Source organism: Aeromonas aquatilis (assembly GCF_054052405.1).
This window is the reverse complement of the sequence record NZ_JBSTYP010000023.1, coordinates 49,876-66,770: the sequence shown is the minus strand read 5'-3', so window position 1 is coordinate 66,770 and position 16,895 is coordinate 49,876. Positions and strand designations below refer to the sequence as shown.

Here is a 16,895-nt window from a genome sequence, read left to right as displayed (position 1 = left end):
TTGACCTCTATGGTTGTAACTCTGGATAGGCGAGCAGACGGGCCGTGGCGGCCGCCAGCCCCACCTCGGCAGGATGGCGTAAGTTATACCAGAGTCGGTTATCTGCTTCCATGAGCCGCAGCGGCTGCGCCTCATCAATGTCAATCAGCAGCGGCTGAATATCGAGATGGAAGTGGCTGAAGGTATGGCGAAAACCGGCCAGTTCCCGATAACCGTGATGGCTCAGGCCGAGGGACGCCAGCAGACCATCCACCTCCGCCAGCGAGGCTACCTGCGGGAAGCAGTAGAGCCCGCCCCAGATCCCCTGCGGCGGCCGCTTCTCCAGCAGCAACTCATCACCGTGACGGATCAGCAGCATGATGCCATCGCGAGCCGGAATGCTCTTCTTGGGCTTGCTGTTGGGATAAGCGGTAGGCTTGCCTTGCGACAGCCCCTGGCAATCGGCCCGCACCGGACAGCGATCACAGGCAGGTTTGCTGCGGGTGCAGATAGTGGCCCCGATATCCATCATCGCCTGATTGTATTGCGCCACACCCAGCTTGGGAGTGAGCCGGATGGCGATCTCCCACAGTTCATTCTCCACCTGTTTCTGGCCGGGCCAGCCCGGCAGCGCCAGCCAGCGGGTGAGTACCCGCTTCACATTGCCATCAAGGATGGCGTGAGGCTGACCAAGAGAGAGCGACAGTACTGCCCCGGCGGTAGAACGACCAATACCCGGCAGCGCCATCACCTCGTCAAAGCGCTCGGGAAAGAGGCCATGGTGATGATCGCGGATCTGCTGGGCCGCCTTGTGCAGGTTGCGGGCCCGGGCGTAGTAGCCAAGCCCGGTCCAGTGGTGCAGCACCTCGTCGACGGGGGCATCAGCCAGCGCCACCACATCGGGGAAGCGTGCCATAAAACGCTGGTAGTAGGGGATCACGGTAGCGACCTGAGTCTGCTGCAGCATAATCTCCGAGACCCAGACCCGGTAAGGGGTCTTCTCCTGCTGCCAGGGCAGGGTCTTGCGGCCATGAAGCTCGTACCACTCCAGAACCCGACTTGCGAAGGTTGATTGATTCACGTTGTTCTCATGTCGTTGATATAAGGGGAACTCTGCGGTTCCTTCGGCTCATCTGGCCTGCGCGGACATAAAGTCATCCCGCAGCACAGCGCCAGCTTTCTGGTGCGGCAGCGTAAGGCCTCGTCACGCCCAAGTCAAAGCCGCGCTGACTGGCGCTGCGGGCAGGTGGTGGTCAGGCAGCAAAGCGGTAACAAAGACGATATACTCGGCCCCACAATTGATGACGGGAGAGACGGTTTGCAGACTTATCTGGTTGGGGGCGCAGTGCGGGATCGCCTGCTGGGATTGCCGCAAGGCGACAGGGATCATCTGGTGGTCGGCGCCACCGTGGAGCAGATGCTGGCACTGGGGTTTACCCAGGTCGGTCGCGACTTCCCCGTGTTTCTTCACCCCAAAACCCAGCAGGAGTATGCACTCGCCCGTACCGAACGCAAACAGGGTCGGGGCTACACCGGCTTTGTCTGCCACGCAGCTCCCGATGTGACGCTGGAGCAGGATCTGCTGCGCCGGGATCTCACCATCAACGCCATCGCCGAAGATGCTCAGGGCCAGCTCCATGATCCCTACGGTGGCATTGAGGATTTGGAAAAACGGCTGCTGCGCCACGTCTCCCCCGCCTTTGCCGAAGATCCGTTGCGCATCCTGCGGGTCGCCCGCTTCGCCGCCCGCTTCCACGCTCAGGGCTTTACCATAGCGCCGGAAACTCTCGCCCTGATGAGCGAGATGACGGCCGCTGGCGAGCTGGCCCACCTCACGCCGGAGCGGGTCTGGAAGGAGCTGGAGAAGGTGCTGCTGGGGCCGACCCCGCAGATCTTTATCGAGGTGCTGCGCCAGTGCGGCGCCCTGAAGGCGCTGTTCCCCGAAATCAACGCCCTGTTTGGCGTCCCCGCCCCGGCCAAGTGGCACCCGGAGATCGACACCGGCATCCACACCCTGATGGTGCTGGAGCAGGCGTGCCGGATCTCCCCGGAATTGACCGTCCGCTTTGCCGCCCTCTGCCACGACCTTGGCAAGGGAGTAACCCCCAAGGAGTTCTGGCCAAGCCATCACGGTCACGGCCAGAAGGGGCTGCCGCTTATTCGCGCCCTGTGCGAGCGGTTCCGGGTTCCCAACGAGTGCCGGGATCTGGCGCTGCTGGTGAGCGATCTGCATACCCACATCCACATCGCCTTTGAGCTCAAGCCCGCCACCCTGCTCAAGGTGTTCGACAAGGCGGATGCCTGGCGCCGCCCCGAGCGCTTTGCCCAGTTGCTGGATGCCTGCCGCGCCGACTTCCATGGCCGCACCGGTTTCGAGGAGCGGGTCTACGCCGAGCCGGACTATGTGGGCGAAGCGCTGGCAGCCGCCCAGGTGGTGCCGGTGAAAGAGATAGTGGCGGCCGGTTTCAAAGGGGAAGAGATCAAGGAGCAGCTCGCCAAAAAGCGCACTGATGCCATCAGCCGCATCAAGGATGAGTGGACCTTTATCGAGGAGTAACCTCGGCCCCATAACAGACGGCCGCCCTGATGATGAACTCCGCAAGGAGAGCATCGCTAGGGCGGCCGTTTTACATCCAGATTGATATGTGAGGGGGCGCTAACCCCTGCTGATGCCGTTATGCCGGACCAATTCGCTCCATCAGGCTCATATGGGATGAGCCATCGTGGCGCTTGAGATTCTGGCGATACTCGAACTGGCGCTGGCTCTCTTGCTTGAGCCCCAGCATCAGCGAATAGCACATCGCCAACATGATCACCGAGAACGGCAGCGCCGCTATGATGCTGGCTGCCTGCAAGGCCGCCAGGCCGCCGGAAACCAGAAGGATAGCGGCAACCAGCCCCTGCCCCAGACCCCATACGGCGCGGTGCAGTACCGGCGGCTCCTGATCACCGATGGAGAGCAGAGTCGTGATAACCAGCGTACCCGAGTCACTGGAGGTGATGAAGTAGGTGCAGATGAGCAGGGTTAGCACGGCCTTGGCGATCCAGCCGAAGGTATCCCAGTGCAGCAGTTCGACCGTCTTGTAGAGCGCAAGCGTCACATCCTGATTGACCGCAGCGACCACGCCGCCACCACCAAACAGCTCCAGATTCATCGCCGTACCGCCAAACACGGTGAGCCAGAACATGCCGAGCAGCGAAGGCACCAGCAGCACGCCAAGCACAAACTCGCGAATGGTGCGCCCCTTGGAGATGCGGGCGATAAACATGCCGACAAACGGCGCCCAGGCAATCCACCAGCCCCAGTAAAACGCCGTCCAGCTCGACTGCCAGGCCGAAGTGCCGTTGGCCTCGGTGTTGGTCCAGAAGCTCAGTTTGACGATGTTCTGCAGGTAATCACCGATGTTCTGTACATAGGCGTTGAGGATATAGGTGGTCGGCCCCAGCACCAGAAAGAGCGCGAGCACAAACACGCTCAGCCAGATATTGAGCTCGGAGAGGATCTTCACCCCGCGCCCGACCCCGGAGACCGCCGACAGAGTGGCGATCAGACTGATGCCACCAATCAGCCAGAGCTGGTTGGACTGCGACACCGCCATACCAAACATCTGGTTGAGGCCGGTATTCATCTGGGAGACCCCCAAACCAAGGGAGGTCGCCACCCCGAAGACAGTGCCGAACACCGCCAGCACATCGGCCGCATGGCCCCAGAAACCGTAAATCCGCTCACCGAGGATGGGGTAAAGCACGGAGCGGATCGCCAGCGGCAACTTGCGCCGATAGCTGAAAAAGGCCAGTGCCAGGCCGACGATCACATAGATGGCCCAAGGGTGCAGGCCCCAATGGAAAAAGGTGAGGCGCATGGCGATCTGGGCCGCGTCCGGGGTCATCCCTTCGGTAATGAACGGATTGCCCTGCAGATGGTTCATCGGCTCGGCGATGCTCCAGAACACCAGACCGATCCCCATGCCAGCGCTAAAGAGCATGGAGAACCAGGCGAAGTAGCCGAACTCCGGTACCTGGTCGTCGTCACCCAGCCGGATACTGCCAAAACGGCTGAACATCAGGTAGACAGCGAAGAACAGGAACAGGGCGACCACCAGAATGTAGTACCACTTGAACCCGGCAATAATCCGATCCTTGGCACCGACAAACCAGGCGGCCGCGGTATCGGGAACAAATACGCCAAACAGCAAAAACAGGGTGATCACGGTGAGGGCCGTCATGGCCATGGTCGGGTTGAGGCCTTTCAATAGCCCTTTGCTTGCTCGCATCCAGCCTCCTTAGTCGTTGTTGAAAAAGTCTTCGCCCACATGATCACCGGCACCGCCGATGGCGCGATAGACCAGTTTGCCAGCCGCCTGTTCGCGGTGATCCACCAGCGAAACCGAGGGCTGGCCATTCACGGCGTGACGCTTGCCAAGGAAGATCGCCATGGGGACGCCCAGATTGGAGATACCGCTGGTGATCCAGAGGCGGTTGAAGTCGTAAGAGCCACCGATGAACTCCAGCTGAGCCAGACCGGTATCCAGGCCGGTCAGATAGAAGTTCATGGCACTTTCGTCAGGAAAGAGGTGCACCAGCACATAGGCGTAGCGCAATTCATTTACCAACTCCTTTAGGTTGAAAGTACCTGTCTCACTGCAAGAGAGGGGTAACTCACCATCATAGTGGTGTACCTTGAGGTTGTTCGGGTCTTCATCATAGGCAGGCTGATAGCGCACAAAAGCCGAGGTATCCGGCAGTTCGTAGCGCACTCTTACCACACGTAACTCGGCCACCAGAGACTTGATATCCAGCTCGTCATTCATCATTTCGCTCCTTAATTGTCAGGGTGAATTTCGTGAAATATCCGTCAACCTAACACAAAATTAATTAGAGCAGAAATCATTACAACAAAAACCATATTGACCTTGTGACGAATTAGGCGGAAAATTTTGTCCCTCTCCATAGCCCTCCAATGACGCACACCCCATGGAAAAACATGATGAAGTGCTGGTCGCCCTGCGCCAGATTATTCGTGCCATCGACATGCACTCCAGGCGCTTAATCAAAGAAGCTGGGCTCACCTCCCCGCAACTCTTGCTGCTCAAAGGGATCGACGAACTGGGACAGATCTCCATGCGTCAGCTGGCCGATCACACCAACATGAGCCAGGCCACCGCCACCACCATCATGGACCGATTGGAGAGCCGCCAACTGGTGCAGCGCGTTCGCAGCAATACCGACAAGCGCAAGGTTCACGCGACACTGACTGACGCAGGCCGCGCCCTGCTGGCTCAGGCCCCGACCCCGCTGCAAGAGCGCTTCATCCAACGTTTTCAGGCGCTGGAAGCGTGGGAGCAGACCCTGCTGCTCTCTTCCCTGCAACGCATCTCCTCCATGATGAATGCCGACGAAATCGATGCCGCCCCAGTACTGAGCGTCAGACCCCTCACCGAAGAGCAGGTATAAGCAGTTGAACAATTCCAGGCATAAAAAAAGCTCCCGAACGGGAGCTTTTTTCGATCAGGGGCCGCAGAGGATTACTCTTCCAGGCTGATCCCGATATTGGAGACGCCATCCTGAGCGGCAAAGGCCTTGATGGCCAGAATGCGGTCGCTGTCGCGCTCGTGGGCAACCCGCTTGAGCAATTCGACCTGAAACTCCAGCTCAGCTTCCATGTACTCGTGCTCGTAGAGCTCCTCTTCGGTCAGATCCCGCTCTTCCAGCAGCTCGATAAAACCGGCCACGGTACCGACTGACGCATGGCTGGCATCGTTGGCCTCTTCGCCAACCCGGCAGATCACCGAGTTGTAGGCGCAGCCCAGCGCAACACAGGCATCCAGCGCGGGATAAGCACCGTAGGATTCAAACTTGCGGGGATCCGGAATGTGAGACTCGAACTCTTCGAGAATGGCCCCCAGATTGACCCGGGATCCCTTGACGGTGAGGTAGACCCACATCTGATCCAGCGCATGCCGGAAAGCGCCAGCATTGCCAAAGCCGGAGGCCTGACAGAACAGGGCATAGTTGGGATACATGCGCTCTGCCAGCGCCAGGGTGTAGACGGTCTGTTGCCAAGGCTGTAGCTCGGCCAGTCGCTTATAAAACTTGTCACCAAACACTGGAGTCGGATCCTTTGCAAAATGTGGGGCAGATTGTAGCCCACGAGGTGCGCGGCGAAAACGAAAAAGCGCCCTGGTCGGCTATGTTGCGATATGAAGTCAGGTAAGATGGGTCGAGAGCGGCATCTTGTTGCGCCGCAAATTCTGATAAGGAACAAGAGTATGAGCCAACGTACCCTTCTTTTGCTCAGCCAGGATAATGCTCACTACGAACGGCTGCTCAAGGCCACCAACCTCCCCCATCTGCGCATTCTGCGAGCCGATAATCCGGGCGATGCCGAGAAGCTGATCGGCGAAGCCCATATTCTGATGGCCGAACCGGCCCGTGCCAAACCGCTGCTGCCCAAAGCCAACAAGCTGAGCTGGTTCCAATCCACCTATGCGGGGGTCGATGTGCTGCTCGACCCTGACAGTCGCCGCGACTACCAGCTCACCAATGTGCGCGGCATCTTCGGCCCGCTGATGAGCGAGTATGTATTTGGTCACCTGCTCAGTCTGATGCGCCAAATCCCCCTTTATCGAGAGCAGCAGAAACAGCGGCTGTGGCAGAGTCACCCCTATCAGGGCCTCAAGGGGCGCACCATGCTGATCCTGGGTACCGGCAGCATTGGCCAGCATATCGCCCAGACCGGCAAACATTTTGGCATGAAGGTGCTGGGCATTAGCCGCAGCGGTCGGGAGCGGGCCGGGTTTGATCAGGTTTATCAGCTTCCTGCGCTCAACAAGATGCTGGCACAGGCCGATGTCATCGTCAGCGTGCTCCCTGCTACCCGCGATACCCGCCATCTGTTCAATGCCGCGCGATTCGAACACTGCAAACCGGGCGCCATTCTGTTCAACGTTGGCCGCGGCAGCGCCGTACACTCAGGCGATCTGCTCACCGCACTGCGCACCGGCAAGTTGGCGATGGCGGTGCTGGATGTGTTCGAGCAGGAGCCGCTGCCCGCCGACAGCCCGCTGTGGGGACAACCCAACCTCATCGTCACCCCCCACAACAGCGCCTACAGCTTTCCCGAGGATGTGGCCCAGATCTTTGTGCGCAACTACATCCACTTTATCGATGGCCAGCCCCTGGATGGCAAGGTCGACTTCGACAAGGGTTACTGATCATCACTGCGTATGCAAAAAGGCCCCGCCAAGCTGGCGGGGCCTTTTCATTTCAGGCGGTGGCTACTGGTATCAACCCGCGGCCAGCTCCTTGCGGTAGCTCTTCACCTTGGCGAGGAACTGACGACGCTCCTTGCCGCTCAAGGGCTCAGCCATCGGCAGCTTGGCGGTCATGGCATTGACCGGGCGGTTGTTGATCCGCAGCTCGTAGTGCAGGTGAGCACCGGTAGAACGGCCTGTGTTGCCGGAAAAGCCTATCTTGTCGCCCATCTTCACCCGTTGGCCAGGCTTGACCAGCAGCTTGCTCAGGTGCAGATAGCGGGTCGCCAGGGTACGCCCATGTTTGATAACGACATAAGTACCTGCCAGCGGGTGGCTGGTTGCCTTCTGGACGACACCATCACCGGTCGCCAACACTGGCGTACCGATAGGCAGAGCAAAGTCGGTCCCCTCGTGGGGGCGAATGGCGCCGGTCACCGGATGCTTGCGCGCCGGGTTGAAGTTGGAGCTGATCCGGTAGCGGCTGTGGGTCGGGTAGCGGCGGAATCCGCGCTCCAGACTGTTGCCCTGACCGTCATAATAGTTGCCGTCATCGGCCAGCCAGGCTGACACATTCTTGCCCTGGCTAATCACTTCCACGCCGAGCAGCTGGCTGTTGCCGGTGCTCTTGCCCTCCACCGTCTCCTGGCGTACCAGCACTTTGAACTTGTCGCCCTTCTGCAGATCCTTGGCGAAATTCATCCGCCACTGGAACAGGTTGGCAATTTTCTGGATATGGTTGGCCGGAATGCCCGCACTACGTGCACTGACATAGAAGCTGCCGTTGATCACCCCGTTGTAACGCTGCGGTTGCCACTCGACCTTCTCATTGATCATGGAGGCGGTGTAGGCATCATCGCTGCGCGCCATCACCAGCGTCTGCTTGATGTTCAGGCGGATCTTGAGTTGCTGCAGGATGTTGTCCTGATCGATCAGCAGCTCGATATTCTGGCCCGGCTTGAGGCGCGCCAGATAGTTCTTGTTGTCCGCGTCCAGCACCTTGTAGAGGGTGGTGGTGGAGAGACCGAGATTGTTAAAAATGGCGGTCAGGTTTTCGCCGTTGCGAACCCGGTAATCCTGCCACTGGGGGGTGGTGTCGACCGGAATGTCGTCATCCGGCGCACTCTGATCAACCAGTTCGTGATCGGGAATTTCGTTAAAGTCGGTGTTGTTTTCGTTGGTTGCCGTACCGGCGGTATCAATGGGCAACTCAAGACGCAGCGGCCGCTCGAGGATGTCACCCGGAGCTGGCAATAATGCCACTGCTGACAGGGTCATGGCCGTCAGCATCAGCATGGCGTAAAAGTGTTTGCGGGGAACCGGTGGTTCCCAATTGGCAGCCTGTACTACCAAGGGACGGAGACGTTTCATCCGCTATCCTGTATTTAGATCTAAAGAGTGTGAATTGCGATGTCTGTTTGTGACAAAACCGTATAAAACTGTTTGTTGGACACAAATAGTTACAAATAGTTCATCACAATCTGCATGAACCTCACATTTTATGCATAACCTGCCCGGATGGGCAGAAATGATCGTCTTTTTTAACCATTTTTTCCTATTTTTAAGAACCGGGTCGGATTCGATACTGAATAGAAACCTAAAATGTTGCGATAACTTTTCCATGGAGTGGATATGTCGTTAGCAAAACTGTTAATCAGAATAATTGTCGTCCTGTTCCTGATCGGTGCAGTGCTGTTGTTTGCACTGGAAGTCACGACAGTCCGCCAATCCATCCTCGACCAGATGTCAGCCAACCTGGAAACCGCCATCACCGCTCTCGGGCTGGTGCTGCAAGGAACCCTGCTCAATGACGACAATGTGCTGGCCGAGACCATCGTCAATGCCATGCTTGATGGCGGTTTCGTCAGCTCGGTCATTCTGGTGGATCCGGATGGTCAGGTGCTGTTTCAGAAGGTATTCCACTCTACCCAGCAAAATGTCCCCGGCTGGCTTCCCTCGGTTATCGGCATGCCCCCCGTCAAAATTGAGCAAGAGTTGACCGATGGCTGGCGCATGCTGGGCAGTCTGACCCTTGAGGGGCATAGCGGCTACGCCTATCAGCATCTGTGGAATGCCATCAGTCGCACCGGTCTGGCGCTGCTGGCGGGCCTCGTCGTATTTACCCTGATCATCTCCCTGGTGTGCAAACGCCTGCTGCAGCCCCTGGAGCAGATCAACCTGCAGCTGATCCGTATCCGCAAACACCAGTTCAACAGCACCCTGCCCACTCCCTGGTTGCAAGACCTCAAAGAAGTGGCACTTTCCATCAACCAATTGGTTTCCGAACGCAAACGGGATCTGCTGCAACAACGACTCAAAATCACCCAGCTGGGAAAACTGCTGCCACTGACCCACCCGCAGCCACTGCAAGGACTAAGCCCGCTACCGGAAGGCGGACAACTGCAAAAATTTGTTTCAACTCAAGGAGATATCTCGCTCTATCAGCGCTTCTTGCCCAACCATCCCCTCGGTGCAGACAGCGATCTCGCGACCATCCAGACCGCTTTGCAACAGTGGCAGCACTCTCATATAGAAGGGGTCTTGCTGCCCCTCTCCCTGCTCAATCATCCACAATGGTCAGAAATCGCCCCCCAGCTGAGCCAGGGACGCGGCAAGACTCTAGATTGGCGCTGGGATGTGGCCACGTTCCCCGCCCACGGCCAGTCCACATTGGCCGCGCTACAAGAACAGGGGTGCGAGCTCGCCTTCAGCGCCATACCCCTCAATGCAGACACCTTCAATCAACTTGACCCGCTCAATCCCATCTTTATCAGCTGTCAGCTGACCGATGCGCCGCTCTACTGGAATCTGCTCTCCCAAACCATGCATGCCGCCGGTTATACCCTGCTGGCAGAATCAGGAGAGTGCCACGACATCGACAAACTGCGGACCTGGGGTATCGATGGTTATGCTAGGGAGGCTCAATCATGAAAAAGCTCGCCATGCTGTTGCCTCTGCTTTGGCAACCCGGTCTGATGGCTGAAACCGTGACTATCGCCACCGGTGGTGAGCAGGGATTTACCATCAGATAACCAAAGAGTTTTGCCGTTTAGCCCATGAGGTCGATGAACAACTTGAGTGCAAGCTACAAGCCACATCGGGTTCAATAGAAAACCTGCAGCGACTGAAGAGCGGCGAGACCTCCTACGCCATGGTGCAGTCGGACTGGCTATATCAGGCAAGCCAGGGCTTGGGCCCTTTTGCCACGCAGCCGCAACCTGAGCTGCGCGCCCTGTTTGCCACCCATGCCGAGCCCTTCACCATAGTGATCCGTGCCGATGGCGATATCACGTCACTGGAGCAGCTCAAGCTCGCCCCCATAGACATGGGGTTGAAGAGCTCGGGTACCCGCCAGACAGCGCTGACCCTGTTCAACATCTTGGGAGCGAAAGAGCAGGATCTCGATCTGAAGAGCATGGCCAACCTGTCGGATGCGCTCTGTAGCAAGCAGATCGACGCATTTGCACTGGTGATGGGGCATCCCAACCGGATTGTGCTCGACACCGCCAAACGTTGTGCGGTCAGTTTCCTCCCCATCGATGGGGCTACCCGGGATCAGCTACTCAAGGGGGTCAAATATTATCAACGTAGTCAGGTGCCCGCCCGTATCTACCCCGGCAATCTGAAGGCGACTCCCACCTTTGCCATTGCCGCCACCCTGGTCACCAATGCCACCATGCCGGAAGAGTCTGTCTATCGTCTGACCAAGGCCATGCTGACCCAGCAGACCAAGTTCAATGAACAAACTTATGGCTACGCCAATGTGTTTCACCGGGCGTGCAATAAAACCGGCCCGGTGCTGAGCATTGAACAGCATCCGGGCGCGGCGAAATACTTCGAGGAGTTGAAAGCGGCGGGCAAGCTATAGCTGACGACGGGGAGAGCGCAGTTGCTCGCTGGAGAAACGGGTCTTCATCGATGTCCACTGCGCCAGCCGATCGGCACTCCCCGCCAGCGTCCCTTCCCGACGTGACTTCATGATCCAGATGCTTTTGGCATCGAAACTGTAAACGGGAATGAGATCGGTACGCTTGCTGCCCGGCAGGATCCGGCTGTTGATGTTGTCGAGCACTAGTGGATCAGCCTTGGGCGTCGGAAAATAGAGAGTCACCATGTGGAACTGGTTGTAACGCACCGCCTTGACGTAGGCCAGCCGTAGCTTCTTCTCATCCACCCCCAGCTCCATCAGGGTGTAGTACTTGGAGATGCTGTAATCCTCGCAATCCCCACCCCGGGCACCGATGAACTCCAGCGGATTGGCCCAGTAATCCTCATCTCCCCACAGCTTGGGATCCTCGCTGTAGGTCAGATTGTTGAAGTAATTGTTCACCAGCTCGATCTTCTGCTGGTCGGTTGTACCCGCTCTGGGGGTGAGCAAGCGAGAAAATGCCTCGGCCCGCTGGATGGCCCGGCCACCATACACTTCCTGCAGCTTGGCCCGCAGGTCCGGACTGGCAATATATTCGGAAAGACGCGAAGCCTGCACGTTGGCGCAACATAGCGCCAGAGTACAGGCCGGGATCAACAACCATTTCATACCGGACACTCCATGTCAGATGCTGGAGGTCAGTATAGTCCCTCCGGATGAGAGGCTCAGCAGGCAATCAGCGACACTGGGCGAATGCGTCTGCCAGTTGCTGCATGAATTGGGGATAACCATCCGGGCCGAGCGGTACCTGTTCACCCACCTCATCCAACAACAGCACCTTGGCGCCGGTATTGCGTGCCACCGATTCGATCACAGCCGGTGAGAATTGCGGCTCGGCATAGATGCAGCTCGCCTGCTTCTCTTCCAGTGCCTTGCGAATATCCACCAGCGTCTTGGCGCCCGGGCGACGCTCCGGACTTACTGTGAAGTGACCCTTTGAACTCATGCCGTAATGGCGCTCCCAGTAGCCATACGCCTCGTGGAAGACAAAGTACCCCTTCTCATTCACCGCCTTCATCTGACCAGCAATCCCCTTGTCCTTGCCATCCACCTTGGCATCAAATGCTGCGAGGTTGGAGGCATAGCGAGCCTGATTGGCCGGATCCAGTTTGCCCAGTTCACTTGCGATCGCCTTGGCAATCACCTTGGCCTGCGTCGGGCCAAGCCAGATATGGGGATCGACCCCTTCGTGATGATGCCCCTCATGTCCTTCATCATGGTCACCGTGCTCGTGGGCCGCGTGGTCATGATCGTGCGCATCATGATCATGGGAATCGTGGCTATCCTGAGTCGCGTAGTTGAACAGCGGCATCCCCTCAACCTGAGTCAGGGCCAGTGCATGGGGATGATTAGCCAGCGGCTTGGCCATGAAGCCTTCCAGCTCGGGGCCGACCCACACCACCAAGCCAGCGCTGTTGATGCTACGAATATCGGAAGGGCGCAGGGAAAAGTCGTGGGGAGAGGCGCCTGTCGGCAACAATACCTTGGGCTCGCTCACCCCGTCAGTGACTGCCGCAGCGATGAAGCCGAGCGGCTTGATGGTGGTCAGTACCTCCACGGCACGAACAGGCAAACTCACCGCCAGCAGGGCAGTGAAAAGCGCAATAATTCTCATTGGTGAATCTCGTCAGGGGGTGAGTATGTGATAATATAACAGCTTCTGTTTTTTGTTATATTATAACTCTCACTGGCTGTAAACCCCGGAGCTGTCATGACCCAACTGGTAGAGCTGAAAGAGGTCTGTCTTTCGTTCGATGGACGCTCAGTGCTCGACAAGGTCTCCTTTACCCTCAATAAAGGCAAAATCACCACCCTGGTCGGCCCCAACGGGGCTGGCAAGAGCACCCTGAGCAAGCTGGTGCTGGGTCTGCTCACCCCGGATTCGGGCAAGATCACCCGCAGCCGCGATCTGAGAGTCGGCTATGTGCCACAGCGCCTCTATCTGGATCCCACCCTGCCGCTGACGGTGCGCCGCTTCCTGCAACTGGGCAAAAACAGCCGTCTCTCCATTGAGGAGGCTCTGACCCGGGTGGGCGCAGAAGGATTGCTGGAGAACCGGATGCAGAAGCTCTCCGGCGGTGAAATGCAGCGGGTTCTGCTGGCACGCGCCCTGCTGGTCAAGCCCGAGCTGCTGGTGCTGGACGAGCCGGTGCAAGGGGTCGATATCACCGGCCAGATCGAGCTCTACGCCCTGATCGGCCAGCTCGCCGCCGAATTCAATTGCGCCGTGCTGATGGTATCCCACGACCTGCATCTGGTGATGGCCAGCACCCACGAGGTGATCTGCCTCAATCGCCACGTCTGCTGTCATGGCGAGCCGGAAAGCGTGGCCCGCCACCCCGAATTTGCCCGCCTGTTCGGGCGACCGGAGCAGGAGGTGCTGGCGGTCTATACCCACCATCACCACTGCGATGGCGAACACCATCATCATGAACCGCAGGCCCCCGTCATCCGCCTGCCCTCTCGCAACAACGCTCACAGCAAATAGCGCAAGCAACAGGACATTCAAGTGGACAGCTTTCTGTTATACGCCCTCGCGGCCGGTCTCGGCATCGCCCTGCTGGCCGGCCCCCTCGGCAGCTTCGTGGTATGGCGCAAGATGGCCTATTTTGGCGACACCCTCTCCCATGCCTGCCTGTTCGGCATCGCGCTGGGCATCCTGCTGCAGGTCGATCTCACCCTGGCAGTGGTGGTCTGCTGCCTCGCCATGGCGATGCTGCTGGTGATCATGAGCCGCAACCAGCAGGTGGCCACCGATACCCTGCTCGGCATTCTGGCCCACAGCGCCCTGTCCCTCGGTCTGGTTACCTTGAGTTTTATGGATAACGTGCGGGTGGATCTGATGGCCTACCTGTTTGGCGACCTGCTCTCGGTACAACCGATGGACCTGCTCTGGATCTATGGCGGTGGCGCGCTGGTGCTGCTCACCCTGTGGCGGTTGTGGGATCCCCTGCTCTCCATGACCATCTCGGAAGAGCTGGCACGGGTAGAGGGGATCCGGGTCGATGTGCTGCGCTGCGTATTGATGCTGCTGATTGGGCTGGTGATCGCCGTGGCGATGAAGTTTGTCGGGGCGCTGATCATCACCTCCTTGCTGATCATCCCCGCCGCCACCGCCCGCCGTTTCAGCCAGACGCCGGAGCAGATGGCCGGCTTTGCCGCGCTGATCGGCTGCCTCGCCGTGCTGGGTGGATTGACCCTCTCCTGGTATCAGGATACTCCGGCGGGCCCGTCAGTAGTGGTCTGTGCCACCAGCCTGTTTGTACTGAGTCAGTTCAAGAGAGCGTAACGTCGCAGGCTAGAGCGGCATGCTCTGGCGTGTCTCCATCATCAGCCACTGGCGTAACCGGTTGATGGCGGGCTCATGGGCCCGTGAGCGCTTACAGGTGAAATAGAAGGCATCCCCCGTCTCCAGCTGGTGTACCGGCAAGGCCACCAGCTGGGGATCATCGGGCCGCAGCATGTAGTCATTCACGAACGCCACCCCCTGATCCCAGGCCGCCGCCTCCATCGCCAACAACACATGGCTGAAGTGGTGCATCCGCGCCTCGTCAGGGATCACCAAGCCACCCGCCTTGGCCCAGCGCAGCCAATCCTCCCCCCGCGCCTTGTAGATGGACTGCACCGATAGCAGCGGCAACTGCCAGATGGCCTCAGGCCACTCCCCGCTGATCTGCTGCAACAAGCGGCGACTACAGACCGGAAAGAGCCGCTCCTGATAGATAAGATCGTGACAGTAGCCGCGCCCGTGAGGCGACACAGTGATAAAACAGTCCGCCACCCGATCAGAGAGCTCGGGATCTTCCGCCACCATCTCCAGACTCAAATCCAACTCGGGGTAAAGCTGGCGCAATCCGGCCAACCGCGGGATCAGCCACTTCACCGCAAACGAGCTGTAGACCGCGAGCCGGACTCGCATCTCGCCGCCACCGCGCAGTTGTTCGCTGCTCTGGGCAATCTGGCTGAGCCCTGCGGCAATCCCCTCAAAGTAGCTCTCCCCCTGCGGTGTCAGCGAGAGCAGCCGCCCCTGACGCAGCAGCAAGCGCTCGCCCAGAAAATCCTCCAGCAGGCGGATCTGATGGCTGACCGCACTCTGGCTAACGTTCAGCTCAAGGGCGGCGCGGGAGAAGCTGAGCAGCCGGGCCACTACCTCGAAATATTGCACCGCACGCAGAGGAGGAAGCTTCATTATCTAAATATCTCATGAGTGGTCATTTTTTATCATTTTACTGGATATCAACCGGCACGCTACCCTCCCCTCATCTGAAGTGGGAGGTGGTATGAATGCAGTAGGGATCGGCATCCTTTATCTGGTGCTGGGCAATATGGTGGCGGTCTTTTCCGATGCGCTGGTCAAGGTGCTGGAGCCGGATCAGCCCATCTTCCAGTTTGTCTTTTTCCGCCAGCTCTCGGCCGCCATTCTGCTGATGCCCTGGCTGCTCTGGTCATGGCGCCGCAATCCACCGGTGGCCATCAAGTGGCACCTGCTGCGGGCCCATATCTGGGCGGTCGGCGTCTGCCTGATGGTAGTGGCCCTCACCCGCTTGCCGCTCGCAACTGCCAATGCCCTCTTCTATGCCGCCCCCCTGATGATGGTGCCGCTGGCGGTGTGGATGGCGGGGGAAGCGATCTCGCGCCAGAAGGTGCTGACCGCGGTTATCGGGTTTATCGGGGTACTGATCGTGCTGCGCCCGACCGAAGTTAACTGGGCCGCACTGGCGGCGCTCGGGGTGGCGCTGTCGATGGCGCTCAACAACCTGCTGATCAAGCGGATCCCGCTCAAGCAGCCCATCGCCCAGACCCTGTTTTTCACCAACGTGCTGAGCATGCCCTTCATTCTGGCGCTGGCATTGTGGCAAGGGGGCGACTGGCAGTGGCAGATGTGGTGGCCCGCCTTCGGCTCCTCGGCGCTGATCATGGTCTATGCAGGATTGTGCGTAGTGGCCTATCGCAAGGCGGAGGCGAGCAAGATCGCCTCGGCGGAATATACCGGTCTGCTGATGGCCGTCGCCATTGGGGTGTGGCTGTTTGACGAGCAACCTGGCCTGCCGCTGCTGCTGGGCTGTATCTGCATCGTCCTGCCGCTTATCGCCATGGCGCGCAGCAAACCAAAACCGCTGGCCGAACCGGCGCTTTAAGCGCTCAGGGTCGTTCCAGCAAAGGGGCGACCCTTTGCTGCAGATGGGGGACGATCTCATCCTCGAACCAGGGATTCTTTTTGAGCCAGATGGTATTGCGCGGGGAGGGATGCGGCAACGGCAGCCAGCCGGGGACATAGTCGGCCCAGCTGAGCACCGTATCGGTGAGCGATCCCTTGGCTGCCCCCCGCAGGTAATGGGCTTGTGCATATTGGCCGATCAGCAGGGTCAGTTCGATATTGGGCAACAGCATCAATACCTTGTCGTGCCAGGTGGGCGCGCACTCGGGTCTGGGCGGCAGATCACCGGATTTTCCCCTGCCGGGATAGCAGAGCCCCATCGGCATGATGGCGATGCGGGATTCGTCGTAAAAGGTGGCCTTATCGACCCCGAGCCAGTGGCGCAGCCGGTCACCGGAGGGGTCATCCCACGGGATCCCGCTGGCATGCACCCGGGTGCCCGGCGCCTGACCGATGATCAGCAGGCGGGCACTCTCGGCCCCGCGGATCACCGGACGAGGCCCCAGCGGCAGATGAGCCTCGCACAGACGGCAGGCCCTGATTTGCTCAAACAACTTATCGATTCGCTGCATGACGT

At 59.0% G+C, this 16,895-nt stretch carries 16 protein-coding genes and 1 pseudogene; 8 read left to right on the top strand and 9 right to left on the bottom strand.

Annotation, left to right across the window (positions count from 1 at the left end; genetic code table 11):
• Positions 1-7 precede the first annotated feature (7 nt).
• Entirely contained in the window at positions 8-1,060 is a 1,053-nt protein-coding gene (gene mutY / locus ACW5W8_RS11250; RefSeq protein WP_042052456.1) for an A/G-specific adenine glycosylase, read from the bottom strand.
• 237 nt (positions 1,061-1,297) lie between these two features.
• Between mutY and ACW5W8_RS11245 the strand changes: the two genes are divergently transcribed.
• Positions 1,298-2,536, top strand: coding sequence for a multifunctional CCA addition/repair protein (locus ACW5W8_RS11245; protein ID WP_498627933.1), 1,239 nt, complete (start codon positions 1,298-1,300; stop codon positions 2,534-2,536).
• 118 nt (positions 2,537-2,654) lie between these two features.
• Here the strand turns inward: ACW5W8_RS11245 and ACW5W8_RS11240 are convergent, their stop codons facing one another.
• Together ACW5W8_RS11240 and ACW5W8_RS11235 are read right to left on the bottom strand one after the other, a co-directional pair.
• On the bottom strand, positions 2,655-4,253 hold the full coding sequence (locus tag ACW5W8_RS11240; RefSeq protein WP_498627931.1) for a BCCT family transporter: 1,599 nt from the start codon (positions 4,251-4,253) through the stop codon (positions 2,655-2,657).
• 9 nt (positions 4,254-4,262) lie between these two features.
• Positions 4,263-4,790, bottom strand: a complete 528-nt coding sequence (locus ACW5W8_RS11235; protein ID WP_005335836.1) for a hypothetical protein — start codon at positions 4,788-4,790, stop codon at positions 4,263-4,265.
• Positions 4,791-4,953: 163 nt separating this feature from the next.
• On the opposite strand from ACW5W8_RS11235, the gene ACW5W8_RS11230 reads away from it, so the two are divergent.
• Positions 4,954-5,433 (top strand): MarR family winged helix-turn-helix transcriptional regulator, encoded by a 480-nt coding sequence (locus ACW5W8_RS11230; RefSeq protein ID WP_236350964.1) that lies wholly within the window; start codon positions 4,954-4,956, stop codon positions 5,431-5,433.
• Between the two features lie 71 nt (positions 5,434-5,504).
• Here ACW5W8_RS11230 and ACW5W8_RS11225 read toward each other — a convergent pair whose 3' ends face one another.
• Positions 5,505-6,086, bottom strand: coding sequence for a YjaG family protein (locus tag ACW5W8_RS11225; RefSeq protein WP_042013566.1), 582 nt, complete (start codon positions 6,084-6,086; stop codon positions 5,505-5,507).
• Positions 6,087-6,248: 162 nt separating this feature from the next.
• Between ACW5W8_RS11225 and ACW5W8_RS11220 the strand changes: the two genes are divergently transcribed.
• Entirely contained in the window at positions 6,249-7,193 is a 945-nt protein-coding gene (locus tag ACW5W8_RS11220) for a D-2-hydroxyacid dehydrogenase (protein WP_498627929.1), read from the top strand.
• 72 nt (positions 7,194-7,265) lie between these two features.
• Here the strand turns inward: ACW5W8_RS11220 and mepM are convergent, their stop codons facing one another.
• Positions 7,266-8,603 carry a murein DD-endopeptidase MepM gene (gene mepM, locus ACW5W8_RS11215; protein ID WP_498627927.1) on the bottom strand — a complete coding sequence of 446 codons (1,338 nt, stop codon included), beginning with the start codon at positions 8,601-8,603 and terminating at the stop codon, positions 7,266-7,268.
• A gap of 261 nt (positions 8,604-8,864) precedes the next feature.
• Here mepM and ACW5W8_RS11210 point away from each other — a divergent pair, with 261 nt between their 5' ends.
• Together ACW5W8_RS11210 and ACW5W8_RS11205 are read left to right on the top strand one after the other, a co-directional pair.
• Positions 8,865-10,163 carry a LapD/MoxY N-terminal periplasmic domain-containing protein gene (locus ACW5W8_RS11210; protein ID WP_498627926.1) on the top strand — a complete coding sequence of 433 codons (1,299 nt, stop codon included), beginning with the start codon at positions 8,865-8,867 and terminating at the stop codon, positions 10,161-10,163.
• Positions 10,160-11,100: pseudogene (locus ACW5W8_RS11205) on the top strand (TAXI family TRAP transporter solute-binding subunit). The gene ACW5W8_RS11210 and the pseudogene ACW5W8_RS11205 overlap by 4 nt, the downstream one beginning before the upstream one ends.
• Here ACW5W8_RS11205 and ACW5W8_RS11200 read toward each other — a convergent pair.
• Positions 11,095-11,769, bottom strand: a complete 675-nt coding sequence (locus ACW5W8_RS11200; RefSeq protein ID WP_005335848.1) for a transglutaminase-like cysteine peptidase — start codon at positions 11,767-11,769, stop codon at positions 11,095-11,097. The pseudogene ACW5W8_RS11205 and the gene ACW5W8_RS11200 overlap by 6 nt on opposite strands.
• A 67-nt stretch (positions 11,770-11,836) precedes the next feature.
• Positions 11,837-12,775, bottom strand: coding sequence for a zinc ABC transporter substrate-binding protein ZnuA (gene znuA, locus ACW5W8_RS11195; RefSeq protein WP_498627924.1), 939 nt, complete (start codon positions 12,773-12,775; stop codon positions 11,837-11,839).
• Between the two features lie 96 nt (positions 12,776-12,871).
• Between znuA and znuC the strand changes: the two genes are divergently transcribed.
• Positions 12,872-13,648 carry a zinc ABC transporter ATP-binding protein ZnuC gene (gene znuC / locus ACW5W8_RS11190; RefSeq protein WP_498627922.1) on the top strand — a complete coding sequence of 259 codons (777 nt, stop codon included), beginning with the start codon at positions 12,872-12,874 and terminating at the stop codon, positions 13,646-13,648.
• A 21-nt stretch (positions 13,649-13,669) separates the two neighbouring features.
• Complete coding sequence (znuB, locus tag ACW5W8_RS11185) at positions 13,670-14,449, top strand: zinc ABC transporter permease subunit ZnuB (protein ID WP_005354863.1); 780 nt, start codon at positions 13,670-13,672, stop codon at positions 14,447-14,449.
• A gap of 9 nt (positions 14,450-14,458) precedes the next feature.
• Here the strand turns inward: znuB and ACW5W8_RS11180 are convergent, their stop codons facing one another.
• A complete protein-coding gene (locus ACW5W8_RS11180; RefSeq protein WP_498627921.1) occupies positions 14,459-15,349 on the bottom strand; it encodes a LysR substrate-binding domain-containing protein in 891 nt (296 codons plus the stop codon).
• A gap of 91 nt (positions 15,350-15,440) precedes the next feature.
• On the opposite strand from ACW5W8_RS11180, the gene ACW5W8_RS11175 reads away from it, so the two are divergent.
• Entirely contained in the window at positions 15,441-16,298 is an 858-nt protein-coding gene (locus ACW5W8_RS11175) for a DMT family transporter (RefSeq protein ID WP_498627920.1), read from the top strand.
• Positions 16,299-16,302: 4 nt separating this feature from the next.
• Here the strand turns inward: ACW5W8_RS11175 and ACW5W8_RS11170 are convergent, their stop codons facing one another.
• Complete coding sequence (locus ACW5W8_RS11170) at positions 16,303-16,890, bottom strand: uracil-DNA glycosylase family protein (RefSeq protein ID WP_498627919.1); 588 nt, start codon at positions 16,888-16,890, stop codon at positions 16,303-16,305.
• Positions 16,891-16,895: the final 5 nt, after the last annotated feature.

Excerpts from the sequence above, each read along its gene's own strand:
- ACW5W8_RS11220 (WP_498627929.1), top strand. The coding sequence starts at position 6,249 with ATGAGCCAACGTACCCTTCTTTTGCTCAGCCAGGATAATGCTCACTAC.
- ACW5W8_RS11230 (WP_236350964.1), top strand. The coding sequence starts at position 4,954 with ATGGAAAAACATGATGAAGTGCTGGTCGCCCTGCGCCAGATTATTCGT.
- znuA (WP_498627924.1), bottom strand. The coding sequence starts at position 12,775 with ATGAGAATTATTGCGCTTTTCACTGCCCTGCTGGCGGTGAGTTTGCCT.
- znuC (WP_498627922.1), top strand. The coding sequence starts at position 12,872 with ATGACCCAACTGGTAGAGCTGAAAGAGGTCTGTCTTTCGTTCGATGGA.
- ACW5W8_RS11180 (WP_498627921.1), bottom strand. The coding sequence starts at position 15,349 with ATGAAGCTTCCTCCTCTGCGTGCGGTGCAATATTTCGAGGTAGTGGCC.
- ACW5W8_RS11200 (WP_005335848.1), bottom strand. The coding sequence starts at position 11,769 with ATGAAATGGTTGTTGATCCCGGCCTGTACTCTGGCGCTATGTTGCGCC.
- ACW5W8_RS11210 (WP_498627926.1), top strand. The coding sequence starts at position 8,865 with ATGTCGTTAGCAAAACTGTTAATCAGAATAATTGTCGTCCTGTTCCTG.
- ACW5W8_RS11235 (WP_005335836.1), bottom strand. The coding sequence starts at position 4,790 with ATGAATGACGAGCTGGATATCAAGTCTCTGGTGGCCGAGTTACGTGTG.
- mepM (WP_498627927.1), bottom strand. The coding sequence starts at position 8,603 with ATGAAACGTCTCCGTCCCTTGGTAGTACAGGCTGCCAATTGGGAACCA.
- ACW5W8_RS11170 (WP_498627919.1), bottom strand. The coding sequence starts at position 16,890 with ATGCAGCGAATCGATAAGTTGTTTGAGCAAATCAGGGCCTGCCGTCTG.
- ACW5W8_RS11240 (WP_498627931.1), bottom strand. The coding sequence starts at position 4,253 with ATGCGAGCAAGCAAAGGGCTATTGAAAGGCCTCAACCCGACCATGGCC.
- ACW5W8_RS11175 (WP_498627920.1), top strand. The coding sequence starts at position 15,441 with ATGAATGCAGTAGGGATCGGCATCCTTTATCTGGTGCTGGGCAATATG.